Here is a 12,696-nt window from a genome sequence, read left to right on the forward strand (position 1 = left end):
CCGGATCAGTTGGCGGCCTGTCTTGTCTGCTTGTCGGCGTCGGGCGCGGCGAGCCGTGTGCCGGTCGCGTCGAACCCGCCGCCGAGCGCCTTGATCAGCGCGAGCTGCATGTCGCGCCGGCGCATCTTCAGGTTGGTCACCGTCTGTTCCGATGCGAGGCGGTTGGTGTCCGCGGTCAGCACCTGGAGCTGCGGCGACAGGCCGGCCTTGTAGCGGATCACCGCGAGGTCGTACGCGCGCGTCGACGCATCGAGCGCACGCTGTGCGTCGTCCATCTGGCGATCGACCGCGCGGATCGACGCGACCTGCGTCGCGACGTCGTTCAGCGCGCTGATCAGCGTCTGGTTGTAGTTCGCGACCGACAGGTCGAAGTCCGCGTAGCGGCCCTTGAGCTGCGCGCGCAACGCACCGGCATCGAAGATCGGCAGGTGGATGGCCGGGCCGAACTGCGCCTGGCGGCTCGCGAAGTTCAGGAATTTGCCCCAGCCGAACGCATCGAAGCCGAAGCCGGCCGCGAGGTTCACGTCAGGGAAGAATTCGGCCTTCGCTTCCTTCACGTCGTGCATCGCGGCCTCGACCTGCCAGCGCGCGGCGACGATGTCGGGGCGGCGCGACACGAGGTCGGCCGGCAGGTTGCCGGGCAGTGCGACTTCGCCGGTCGGGTTCATCACCGGCGCGGCGATCTGCAACCCGCGGTCCGGCCCCTTGCCGAGCAGCGCGGCGAGCTGGTAGCGCACGGTCGAGATCTGGCCGTCGAGGTCGGACAGCGATGCCTGGGTCGTCGCGATGTTGCCGCGCGCCGTCTGGCGTTCCACATTGGTGTCGAGACCGGCCGACACGCGGCCGTCGGTGATCTTGCCGACCGTCTGGCGGTTGGTGATCTCGCGCTGCGCGATGTCGCGCAGCGCATACAGCTGGGCGAGCGAGTTGTAGGTGCGGGCGACCGACGACGCGAGCGTGATGCGCGCCTGTTGCATGTCGGCCTCGGCGGCCTTTTCCTGCGATACGGCGGTGTGCAGGCGCTCGCGGTTCTTGCCCCACAGGTCGAGATCCCACGACGCGCTCGCGAGCGCGTTGTTCTCGCTGTACCACTGGCCGCCGTACGGGGGCGGGAACAGCGCGTTCGACGAATACAGCTCGCGTGTCCACGAGTAGCTGGCTTCGGCCTTCGGCATCAGGTTCGAGCGCGACGACTCGATGTACGACGACGCCTTCGCGATGCGCGCCTGTGCCTGCGCGATCGACGGGTTGCCCTGGAGCGCCTCGTCGATCAGCTTCGGCAGCTGCGGATCGCCGAACTGGCTGGCCCAGTCGAGCGCCGGCCACTGGCCGCCCTGGGCCGGCAGGCTCTGGGCGGTTTCGAATTGCGATGCGGGTGCGATCTGCTTGTCGCTCTTGATGCCGATGTAGTTTGCGCAGCCCGCCAGCGCCAGCGCGGCAACCGCGGCGGCGACGGCGGCGCGGCACGACCCGGCGCGCACGGACAACGGGGAGGATTTCATCGCGCTGTTCCCTGACTCGGAATGAATGATGGACACTGCAAGGATTTCCTTACATTAATCTGTCAAAAGTAATTGTTATGGCAACTATTACGTGATGCTACCGCCCGCGGTTTCGCAGTAGTTGCTGAGAATGCGGCGCAGCATGCTCTTCAGGAACCCGACTTCTTCCGGCGTAAATCCGTCCAGCAGTTCGTCGAGCACGCTGCGGAACACCGGCGGCAGACGCTCGGCGAGCGCGCGGCCTTCATCGGTCAGCTCGAGGCGTACGACCCGCCGATCCTCGATGCTGCGCACGCGGGACAGCAGGCCGCGTTTCTCGACGCGATCGAGCAGGCGCGTGACTGCACTCGCGTCGATCCCGTATTCCCGCGCGAGCTCGGCGGCCGTCGAGCACTTTCCGACGGCGATCATGAACAGCATGCTCGCCTGCGTGCCCGTAATGCCGAGCTCTTCCTGCGTGCGCTGCGTGACGAGGTTGGTCATCACCGACTTCACGCGCGACATCAGATAACCGACGCTGTCGTTCATCTGATACGAGGACAGCGGCGAAACGGGCGATTGGGAAGGAGAATCCGACATAAAACCCTGAAGCTGCAATAGTTGACTAGGCAGCAGTATAGGCGCTATTTGCTTGCCGCGGCAAATATTAATCGAACGGGCGGGCGGGCGCTGCGTGGCCGGAAATTCCCTTGCGGGCGTCAGGGTCTTCGTTCTTGGGCGTCGTGTCGGCAGGCGGAATCGCCCTGTGCGAGGCGAGGGCGGCGCGCATCATCTGTCGCGTTGCAACACACGGTCCGGCTTTCGACATTCTCGCGTGCTATAATTTGCGGTTTCCAAGCTGCAACGCGCGCGCACGTGTCCCGGTGACTGACGAGCGTGCGCGTTTGCGCGTTCAACGATTTCCAGGTTTATATGACCCGCGCCCTTCGCAATATCGCCATCATCGCTCACGTCGACCACGGCAAGACGACGCTCGTCGACCAACTGCTCCGCCAGTCCGGCACCTTCCGCGAGAACCAGCAGATTGCCGAGCGAGTGATGGACTCGAACGACATCGAAAAAGAGCGCGGGATCACGATTCTCGCGAAGAACTGCGCTGTCGAATACGAAGGCACGCACATCAACATCGTCGACACGCCGGGGCACGCGGACTTCGGTGGCGAGGTCGAGCGCGTGCTGTCGATGGTCGACTCGGTGCTGCTGCTCGTCGACGCCGTCGAAGGCCCGATGCCGCAGACGCGCTTCGTCACGAAGAAGGCGCTCGCGCTCGGCCTGAAGCCGATCGTCATCGTCAACAAGATCGACCGTCCGGGCGCGCGGATCGACTGGGTCATCAACCAGACCTTCGACCTGTTCGACAAGCTCGGCGCAACCGAAGAGCAGCTCGACTTCCCGATCGTCTACGCATCGGGCCTGAACGGCTATGCGTCGCTCGACCCGGCGGCGCGCGAAGGCGACATGCGCCCGCTGTTCGAAGCAGTCCTCGAGCACGTGCCGGTCCGCCCGGCTGATCCGGAAGCGCCGCTGCAGCTGCAGATCACGTCGCTCGACTATTCGACGTACGTCGGCCGGATCGGCGTCGGTCGCATCACGCGCGGCCGCATCAAACCGGGTCAGCCGGTCGCGATGCGCTTCGGCCCGGAAGGCGACGTGCTGAACCGCAAGATCAACCAGGTGCTGTCGTTCACGGGCCTCGAGCGCGTGCAGGTCGAATCGGCCGAAGCGGGCGACATCGTGCTGATCAACGGTATTGAAGACGTCGGCATCGGCGCAACGATCTGCGCGGTCGATACGCCGGAAGCGCTGCCGATGATCACCGTCGACGAACCGACGCTGACGATGAACTTCCTCGTCAACTCGTCGCCGCTGGCCGGTCGCGAAGGCAAGTTCGTGACGAGCCGCCAGATCCGCGACCGCCTGATGAAGGAACTGAACCACAACGTCGCGCTGCGCGTGAAGGACACGGGCGACGAAACGGTGTTCGAAGTGTCGGGCCGCGGTGAACTGCACCTGACGATTCTCGTCGAGAACATGCGCCGTGAAGGGTATGAGCTGGCCGTGTCGCGTCCGCGCGTCGTGATGCAGGAAATCGACGGCGTGCGGCACGAGCCGTACGAGCTGCTGACGGTCGACGTCGAAGACGAACACCAGGGCGGCGTGATGGAAGAGCTCGGTCGCCGCAAGGGCGAAATGCTCGACATGGCATCGGACGGCCGCGGCCGCACGCGCCTGGAATACAAGATCTCGGCACGTGGCCTGATCGGCTTCCAGAGCGAATTCCTGACGCTCACGCGCGGCACGGGCCTGATGAGCCATATCTTCGACTCGTACGCACCGGTCAAGGACGGCTCGGTCTTCGAGCGCCGCAACGGCGTGTTGATCTCGCAGGACGACGGCGCCGCGGTGGCCTACGCACTGTGGAAGCTGCAGGATCGCGGTCGCATGTTCGTGAAGCCGGGCGACGCGCTGTATGAGGGCATGATCATCGGCATCCACAGCCGCGACAACGACCTCGTCGTGAACCCGATCAAGGGCAAGCAACTGACCAACGTGCGCGCGTCGGGCACCGACGAAGCCGTGCGCCTCGTGCCGCCGGTCCAGATGTCCCTCGAATACGCGGTCGAATTCATCGACGACGACGAACTCGTGGAAGTGACGCCGCAGTCGATCCGCCTGCGCAAGCGCTTCCTGAAGGAGCACGAGCGTCGCCGCGCGAGCCGCGAAGGCGCGGTCGACTAAGTTCGATCGTTCCCGTGCATGATGGAAAAGGCTGCCTTCGGGCAGCCTTTTTTGCATCTGCGCGATGCGCAATCGGGCGGGCTGCAAAACACTGTTCCCGCGGGTCGTGGCAATCCGGCAAAACCCCGTCGCGCGGTGCTTTCGGGCACATTTCGTCGTGAACTTCGGTAACGGTTCTGTGATATGCTGCGCGCACGCAAGTTTTAGGTCCTTCCAAGCAAGACTTGATTCGCAATCCGCTAAACGGTCAGGCCGTGTCGCGGAAGGTTGAGTAACCCGCTATTTCTCGAGAAGCTCGAAGAAAGGTGAGCGTAAAATGTCAGATGTAATGAAGCAGTTTCAGCTGAACTCCTATCTGTTCGGCGGCAATGCTTCGTACGTTGAAGAACTGTACGATGCATACCTCAACAATCCGGCATCGGTGCCGGAGAACTGGCGAGAGTATTTCGACGCGCTGCAGAACGTGCCTGCAACGGACGGCTCGAATGCCAATGACGTCGCTCATTTCCCGATCGTCGAATCGTTCGCCGAGCGTGCGAAGGCCAATGCCTTCATCCCGCGCGAAAGCAGCACCAACCTTGCTGCAGCGCGCAAGCAAGTGCACGTGCAGTCCCTCATCAGCGCTTATCGCTTCCTTGGCTCGCAATGGGCCAATCTCGATCCCCTGAAGCGTCGCGAACGTCCCGCCATTCCCGAACTCGAACCCGCGTTCTACGACTTCTCCGAAGGCGATCTCGACCAGACGTACAGTGCAAGCAACCTGTATTTCGGTTTCGACCAGGCTTCGCTGCGCGACATCGTCAAGGGCCTGCGTGACACGTACTGCGGCACGATCGGCGCCGAGTACATGTACATCAGCGACCCGGAACAGAAGCGCTGGTGGCAGGAGCGCCTGGAGTCGACCCGTGCGACGCCGAACTTCTCGACGGACGAGAAGAAGCACATCCTGAATCGCCTGACGGCCGCTGAAGGCCTCGAGCGTTACCTGCACACCAAGTACGTCGGCCAGAAGCGCTTCTCGCTCGAAGGCGGCGAAAGCTTCATCGCGGCGATGGACGAAGTCGTCCAGCACGCGGGCAAGCGCGGCGTGCAGGAAATCATCATCGGCATGGCCCACCGTGGCCGTCTGAACGTGCTGGTCAACACGCTGGGCAAGATGCCGGCCGACCTGTTCGCCGAATTCGAAGGCAAGCACGTCGATGACCTGCCGGCAGGCGACGTGAAGTACCACAAGGGCTTCTCGTCGGACGTGTCGACGGAAGGCGGCCCGGTCCACCTGTCGCTCGCGTTCAACCCGTCGCACCTCGAAATCGTGAACCCGGTGGTCGAAGGTTCCGCGAAGGCGCGGATGGACCGTCGCGGCGACGAAGACGGCCTGCAAGTGCTGCCGGTGCAGATCCACGGCGACGCGGCCTTCGCTGGCCAGGGCGTCGTGATGGAAACGCTGAACCTCGCGCAGACGCGCGGTTACGGCACGCACGGCACGCTGCACATCGTCATCAACAACCAGATCGGCTTCACCACGTCCGACCCGCGCGACGCGCGTTCGACGCTGTACTGTACCGACGTCGTCAAGATGATCGAGGCGCCGGTGCTGCACGTGAACGGCGACGATCCGGAAGCCGTGATCCTCGCGACGCAGATCGCGATCGATTACCGGATGCAGTTCCACAAGGATGTCGTGATCGACATCGTCTGCTTCCGCAAGCTGGGTCACAACGAGCAGGACACGCCGGCGGTCACGCAGCCGCTGATGTACAAGAAGATCGCGCAGCACCCGGGCACCCGTGCGCTGTATGCCGAGAAGCTCGTGCAGCAGGGCGTGATCACCGCGGAAGACGCCGACAACTACGTGAAGGCATACCGCAAGGCGATGGACGACGGTCACCACACCGTCGATCCGGTCCTGTCGAACTACAAGAGCAAGTACGCGGTCGACTGGGTTCCGTTCCTGAACCGCAAGTGGACGGACGCAGCCGATACGGCCGTGCCGCTCGCCGAACTGAAGCGCCTCGGCGAACGCATCACGACGGTCCCGGAAAACTTCAAGGTTCACCCGCTCGTCGAGCGCGTGATCAACGACCGCCGCAACATGGCGCGCGGCGACCAGCCGCTCGACTGGGGCATGGGCGAACACCTCGCGTTCGCGTCGCTCGTCGCATCGGGCTACTCGGTGCGCCTGACGGGCCAGGACTCGGGCCGCGGCACGTTCACGCACCGTCACGCGGTGCTGCACGACCAGAACCGCGAGCGCTGGAACGACGGCACGTACGTGCCGCTGCAGAACATCGCCGACGGTCAGGCGAAGTTCACGGTGATCGACTCGGTGCTGTCGGAAGAAGCTGTGCTGGGCTTCGAATACGGTTACTCGACCGCCGAGCCGAATACGCTCGTGCTGTGGGAAGCCCAGTTCGGCGACTTCGTCAACGGCGCGCAGGTCGTGATCGACCAGTTCATCTCGTCGGGCGAAGTGAAGTGGGGCCGCGTGTCGGGTCTCACGATGCTGCTGCCGCACGGCTACGAAGGCCAGGGTCCGGAACACTCGTCGACCCGTATCGAGCGTTTCCTGCAACTGTGTGCCGATCACAACATGCAGGTCGTCCAGCCGACGACGCCGGCGCAGATTTTCCACCTGCTGCGTCGCCAGATGATCCGCCTGTTCCGCAAGCCGCTGATCGTCGCCACGCCGAAGTCGCTGCTGCGCCACAAGGAAGCGGTGTCGGACCTGTCGGAACTCGCGAAGGGTTCGTTCCAGCCGGTGCTGGGCGAAACCGACGGCGGCATCGACGCGAAGAAGGTCAAGCGCGTGCTGGCTTGCTCGGGCCGCGTGTACTACGACCTCGTCGCGCATCGCCGCGAAGCGAAGGCGAACGACGTCGCGATCATCCGTATCGAGCAACTGTATCCGTTCGCGCACAAGCAGTTCGAAGCCGAAATGAAGAAGTACGAGAACGCGACTGAAGTGGTCTGGGTGCAGGACGAGCCGCAGAACCAGGGCCCCTGGTTCTACGTCGAGCACCACCTGAAGGAAGGCATGAAGGAAGGGCAGAAGCTGGCATACAGCGGCCGTCCGGCTTCGGCCTCGCCGGCGGTTGGCTACTACGCGAAGCACTACGAGCAGCAGAAGGCCCTCATCGAAGGTGCATTCGGCCGCCTGAAGAGCGCATCGATCGCGAAATAACCGACGTCAAGCGAAACGGGAAGGCGCACTGCGCTTTCCCGTCTCTTTTGGCCTGCCGGGCGCGTCGCGCGCCGCACCGGCCGAAGGAATCGCACGAACCTCGTCATACCCCAGATTAAGCATCCAGGAAAATCACATGGCTATCGTAGAAGTCAAAGTCCCCCAGCTTTCGGAGTCGGTTTCGGAAGCGACCATGCTGCAGTGGAAGAAGAAGCCGGGCGAAGCAGTCGCGCAGGACGAAATCCTGATCGAACTCGAGACCGACAAGGTCGTGCTCGAAGTGCCGGCACCGGCCGCGGGCGTGCTCGCGCAAGTGCTGCAGAACGACGGTGACACGGTCGTTGCCGACCAGATCATCGCGACGATCGACACCGAAGCGAAGGCAGGTGCTGCCGAAGCAGCGGCAGGCGCCGCCGAAGTGAAGCCGGCAGCAGCGCCTGCTGCAGCCGCACCGGCAGCACAGCCGGCTGCCGCAGTCGCATCGAGCTCGGCCGCCGCATCGCCGGCCGCAGCGAAGCTGCTGGCCGAGAAGGGCCTGTCGGCAGGCGACGTCGCAGGTTCGGGCCGCGACGGCCGCGTCACGAAGGGCGACGCGCTGGCCGCAGGCAGCGCACCGAAGGCTGCTCCGGCCGCCGCACCGGCGAAGGCCGCTGCTGCGAAGCCGGCGCTGCCGGACGTGAAGGTGCCGGCATCGGCAGCGACGTGGCTGAACGATCGCCCGGAACAGCGCGTGCCGATGTCGCGCCTGCGTGCGCGTATCGCCGAGCGCCTGCTCGAGTCGCAGCAGACCAACGCGATCCTGACGACGTTCAACGAAGTGAACATGGCTCCGGTCATGGAACTGCGCAACAAGTACAAGGACAAGTTCGAGAAGGAACATGGCGTGAAGCTCGGCTTCATGTCGTTCTTCGTGAAGGCGGCCGTGCACGCGCTGAAGAAGTTCCCGCTGGTGAACGCGTCGATCGACGGCAACGACATCGTCTACCACGGCTACTTCGACATCGGTATCGCGGTCGGTTCGCCGCGCGGCCTGGTCGTGCCGATCCTGCGCAACGCGGATCAGCTGAGCCTCGCCGAGATCGAGAAGAAGATCGCCGAATTCGGCCAGAAGGCGAAGGACGGCAAGCTGTCGATCGAGGAAATGACGGGCGGTACGTTCTCGATCTCGAACGGCGGCGTGTTCGGCTCGATGCTGTCGACCCCGATCATCAACCCGCCGCAATCGGCCATCCTCGGCGTGCACGCGACGAAGGAGCGCCCGGTTGTCGAAAACGGCCAGATCGTGATCCGTCCGATCAACTACCTGGCACTGTCGTACGACCACCGGATCATCGACGGCCGCGAAGCCGTCCTGTCGCTCGTCGCGATGAAGGACGCGCTGGAAGATCCGGCACGCCTGCTGCTCGACCTGTAAGCCGAGTCTCACTGCATTGACCCGTTCCGCAGGTTCGCGCTCACGCGCGAACCTGCGGGCGTACAAGTAGAAAGGATTGTCATGTCCAAGGAATTTGACGTCGTCGTGATCGGCGCCGGCCCCGGCGGCTACATCGCCGCGATTCGCGCCGCGCAGCTCGGCAAGACCGTTGCGTGTATCGAGAAGTGGAAGAACCCGGCCGGCGCGCTGAAGCTCGGCGGCACCTGCCTGAACGTCGGCTGCATTCCGTCGAAGGCGCTGCTCGCTTCGTCGGAAGAGTTCGAGAACACGTCGCATCATCTGGCCGACCACGGCATCACGGTCGACGGCGTGAAGATCGACATCGCGAAGATGATCGGCCGCAAGGATGCGATCGTCGAGAAGATGACGAGCGGGATCGAGTTCCTGTTCAAGAAGAACAAGATTACCTGGCTGAAGGGCCATGGCAAGTTCACCGGCAAGACCGATGCCGGCGTGCAGATCGAAGTGAGCGGCGAGGGTGAAACCGAAGTCGTCACCGCGAAGAACGTGATCATCGCGACGGGCTCGAAGGCACGTCACCTGCCGAACGTTCCGGTCGACAACAAGATCGTGTCGGACAACGAAGGTGCGCTGACGTTCGACGCGGTGCCGAAGAAGCTCGCCGTGATCGGCGCAGGCGTGATCGGCCTCGAGCTCGGCTCGGTGTGGCGTCGCCTGGGCGCCGAAGTGACGGTGCTCGAAGCGCTGCCGGCGTTCCTCGGCGCAGCCGACGAAGCGCTCGCGAAGGAAGCGGCCAAGCTGTTCAAGAAGCAGGGCCTCGACATCCATCTCGGCGTGAAGATCGGTGACGTGAAGACGAGCGAGAACGGCGTGTCGATCGCTTACACGGACAAGGACGGCAACGCGCAGACGCTCGACGCCGACCGCCTGATCGTGTCGGTCGGCCGCGTGCCGAACACCGACAACCTCGGCCTCGAGGCAATCGGCCTGAAGGCGAACGAGCGTGGCTTCATCGACGTGGACGACCACTGCCGTACCGCGGTGCCGAACGTCTACGCGATCGGCGACGTGGTGCGCGGCCCGATGCTCGCGCACAAGGCGGAAGACGAAGGCGTGCTGGTCGCGGAAGTGATCGACGGCCAGAAGCCGCACGTCGACTACAACTGCATTCCGTGGGTGATCTACACGTACCCGGAAATCGCATGGGTCGGCAAGACGGAACAGCAGCTGAAGGCCGAAGGCCGCGAGATCAAGTCGGGCAAGTTCCCGTTCTCGATCAACGGCCGCGCGCTCGGCATGAACGCGCCGGACGGTTTCGTGAAGATGATCGCGGACGCGAAGACCGACGAACTGCTCGGCGTGCACGTGATCGCCGCGAACGCGTCGGACCTGATCGCGGAAGCCGTGGTGGCGATGGAATTCAAGGCGGCGTCGGAAGACATCGCCCGCATCTGCCATCCGCACCCGTCGATGTCGGAAGTGATGCGCGAAGCGGCGCTCGCCGTCGACAAGCGCTCGCTGAACAGCTGAGCGCGGTCTAGCGCCGGCCGGCCCTCGGCCGGCGCAGCCGTCTCATGACGAAGGCGGGCGGGGGTTTCCCGCTCGCCTTCGTTCTTTCCGGTTTGCCCGATGAACGTCACCGAATACTACACGCGCGAACTGACCACGCGCGGCTATCAGTCCGATCCCGCCCAGCGCGCGGCCGTCGACCGCCTGCAGCAATGTTTCGACGAGTGGGTCGAGTACAAGGCGCGCCGCTCGAACGCATTCAAGAAGCTCATCAATCATCCGGACCTGCCGCGCGGCGTCTACATGTGGGGCGGCGTCGGCCGCGGCAAGAGCTTCCTGATGGACAGCTTCTACGCGGTGGTGCCCGTGCAGCGCAAGACGCGCCTGCATTTCCACGAATTCATGCGTGAAGTGCACCGCGAACTCGAGGAGTTGAAAGGGCAGGCCGATCCGCTCGACGAGCTCGCGCGGCGCATCGCGAAGCGCTACCGGCTGATCTGTTTCGACGAATTCCACGTGTCGGACATCGCGGACGCGATGATCCTGTACCGGCTGCTCGATCGCCTCTTCAACAACGGCGTGCAGTTCGTGATGACGTCCAACTACGATCCCGACGATCTGTATCCCGATGGCCTGCATCGCGACCGCATGCTGCCGGCGATCGCGCTGATCAAGCAAAAGCTCGACGTGCTGAACGTCGACGCGGGCGTCGACTATCGCCAGCGCACGCTGGCGCAGGTGCAGATGTATCACACGCCGCTCGGCGCGGACGCCGATCGCGAACTGCGTCATGCGTTCGCGAAGCTCGCCGCGGTGCCGGACGAAAGCCCGATCCTGCATATCGAGAAGCGCGAGTTGAAGGCGCTGCGCAAGGCCGACGGGGTCGTCTGGTTCGACTTCGCGACGCTGTGCGGCGGCCCGCGCTCACAGAACGACTATCTCGAGCTTGCCAGCCGCTTCCACGCGATCGTGCTGTCGGAAGTGCCGCAGATGTCGCCGCGGATGGCGTCCGAGGCGCGGCGCTTCACCTGGCTCATCGACGTGCTGTACGACCACAAGGTCAAGCTGCTGATGTCCGCGGCGGTGCCGGCGGAGCAGCTGTACGTCGAAGGGCCGATGGCGAACGAGTTCACGCGCACGGTGTCGCGGATCGTCGAGATGCAGTCGAAGGAATACCTCGAAACGCCACGTCGTATCGTCGATACTTCGCTGACCTGATCGCGGTTGCCGACGAGCGGCGGGCTTCAAAGGTCAATTCCGGTCAAATTCCCGCAATCTCCGGGTATTTTCGGACTCGTCTTATGTTCACGGTTGAGGTCAGCCGATATCGTTGTGTCATGGTTCCCAAGGCTGGAGATATCCATGACACCGTATCGCGATCTGACCGACCACGAATGGCGCTGCGTCGCGCCGTTTTTGCCCGAAATGCAGCCGCGCACCGAGTTGCGCGGCCGACCATTGGCCAACACACGTGCCGTCCTGAACGGCGTGCTGTGGATCATCTATAGCGGCGCAACCTGGTCCGCGATGCCGCGTCGTTTCCCTTCGTACCAAACCTGCCACCGCCGTTTCAAGGTCTGGCACGAGACCGGTACGCTGCGGCAGGTGATGCACACGTTGTATGGCGACGCGGGCGCGAATCTGTGCGACCAGCTGGCCACGCGGATGCGCAAGCACGCGCAATCGAAGGCGGCCGCGGTGCGCAGTGCCGTGGCGCCGGTCTATCGCGCACCGCGCCGATACGCGGCGGATGCGCTGAAGCGCGCAGCGTGATGTCGATCGGTTTCATGCACGTCGACGTCAAAACAAAATCGGCCTGACGACGTCGTCGCAGGCCGATTTTTTTATCGCATTGCGCGTGTCGACGCGCGTCGCGTCATTGTGCGCGAACCCAGGTCTGCGACCGGCCGAGCAGCGATACGCCGATGTAGCCGCGCACGACGAGCTTCTGGCCGCCGTCTTCGAGCGACATCTTGCACTTGTAGACCTTGCCGTTCTCCGGGTCGAGAATGTTGCCGCCGTCCCAGTGATCGCCGTCCTTCTTCATCGCCTTGACGATCGTCATGCCCTTGATGAGCTGATCCTTGCGCTCGTCCGTGCATGCGGTGCAGCGGCGATCGGGCGTGTCGCTGGCGCCGAGGCCCTTGACGACCTTGCCCGACAGCGAGCCTTCGCCGTCGTCGGCGATCTGCACGAGCGCCTTCGGCTGATGCGTGCTGTCGTCGATCGTCTGCCACATGCCGACGGGGCTGTCGGCTTGGGCGAAGGTGGGGGCGGCGCAAGCGAGCAGGGCACTTGCGACGGCCAGTGCACGCAACGGACGGGTCAGTTGAATCATCGTCTTCCTCCTTGTTTCATGTCGTGTTCGA

General features: G+C 64.0%; 9 protein-coding genes. 6 read left to right on the forward strand and 3 right to left on the reverse strand.

The genetic code is table 11. From position 1 onward, the window contains the following. Positions 1–5: 5 nt before the first annotated feature. Both U4Y91_RS10775 and U4Y91_RS10780 read right to left on the reverse strand, forming a co-directional pair. A complete protein-coding gene (locus U4Y91_RS10775; protein ID WP_321805045.1) occupies positions 6–1,502 on the reverse strand; it encodes an efflux transporter outer membrane subunit in 1,497 nt (498 codons plus the stop codon). A gap of 87 nt (positions 1,503–1,589) precedes the next feature. After that, positions 1,590–2,081, reverse strand: a complete 492-nt coding sequence (locus tag U4Y91_RS10780) for a MarR family transcriptional regulator (protein WP_321805046.1) — start codon at positions 2,079–2,081, stop codon at positions 1,590–1,592. 333 nt (positions 2,082–2,414) lie between these two features. On the opposite strand from U4Y91_RS10780, the gene typA reads away from it, so the two are divergent. The 6 genes from typA to U4Y91_RS10810 all read left to right on the forward strand — a co-directional run bounded on the left by typA (position 2,415) and on the right by U4Y91_RS10810 (position 12,100). Continuing rightward, entirely contained in the window at positions 2,415–4,241 is a 1,827-nt protein-coding gene (gene typA / locus U4Y91_RS10785) for a translational GTPase TypA (RefSeq protein WP_011351805.1), read from the forward strand. A 316-nt stretch (positions 4,242–4,557) separates the two neighbouring features. Beyond that, complete coding sequence (locus tag U4Y91_RS10790) at positions 4,558–7,422, forward strand: 2-oxoglutarate dehydrogenase E1 component (RefSeq protein ID WP_321805047.1); 2,865 nt, start codon at positions 4,558–4,560, stop codon at positions 7,420–7,422. A 136-nt stretch (positions 7,423–7,558) separates the two neighbouring features. After that, the gene (odhB, locus tag U4Y91_RS10795) at positions 7,559–8,836 is read left to right on the forward strand and encodes a 2-oxoglutarate dehydrogenase complex dihydrolipoyllysine-residue succinyltransferase (protein ID WP_321805048.1); all 1,278 of its coding nucleotides are present in this window, start codon (positions 7,559–7,561) and stop codon (positions 8,834–8,836) included. Positions 8,837–8,917: 81 nt separating this feature from the next. After that, complete coding sequence (gene lpdA, locus U4Y91_RS10800) at positions 8,918–10,348, forward strand: dihydrolipoyl dehydrogenase (protein ID WP_321805049.1); 1,431 nt, start codon at positions 8,918–8,920, stop codon at positions 10,346–10,348. A 99-nt stretch (positions 10,349–10,447) separates the two neighbouring features. Continuing rightward, positions 10,448–11,545, forward strand: coding sequence for a cell division protein ZapE (zapE, locus tag U4Y91_RS10805; RefSeq protein ID WP_257774136.1), 1,098 nt, complete (start codon positions 10,448–10,450; stop codon positions 11,543–11,545). A 144-nt stretch (positions 11,546–11,689) separates the two neighbouring features. Next, positions 11,690–12,100: a transposase gene (locus U4Y91_RS10810; RefSeq protein ID WP_321805050.1), complete on the forward strand. Its 411-nt coding sequence runs from the start codon at positions 11,690–11,692 to the stop codon at positions 12,098–12,100. 103 nt (positions 12,101–12,203) lie between these two features. On the opposite strand, the gene U4Y91_RS10815 is transcribed toward U4Y91_RS10810, so the two are convergent. Then, a complete protein-coding gene (locus U4Y91_RS10815; RefSeq protein WP_321805051.1) occupies positions 12,204–12,665 on the reverse strand; it encodes a DUF2147 domain-containing protein in 462 nt (153 codons plus the stop codon). Positions 12,666–12,696 lie beyond the last annotated feature (31 nt).

The organism is Burkholderia sp. BCC1993 (assembly GCF_905339865.1).
Taxonomy (GTDB): domain Bacteria; phylum Pseudomonadota; class Gammaproteobacteria; order Burkholderiales; family Burkholderiaceae; genus Burkholderia.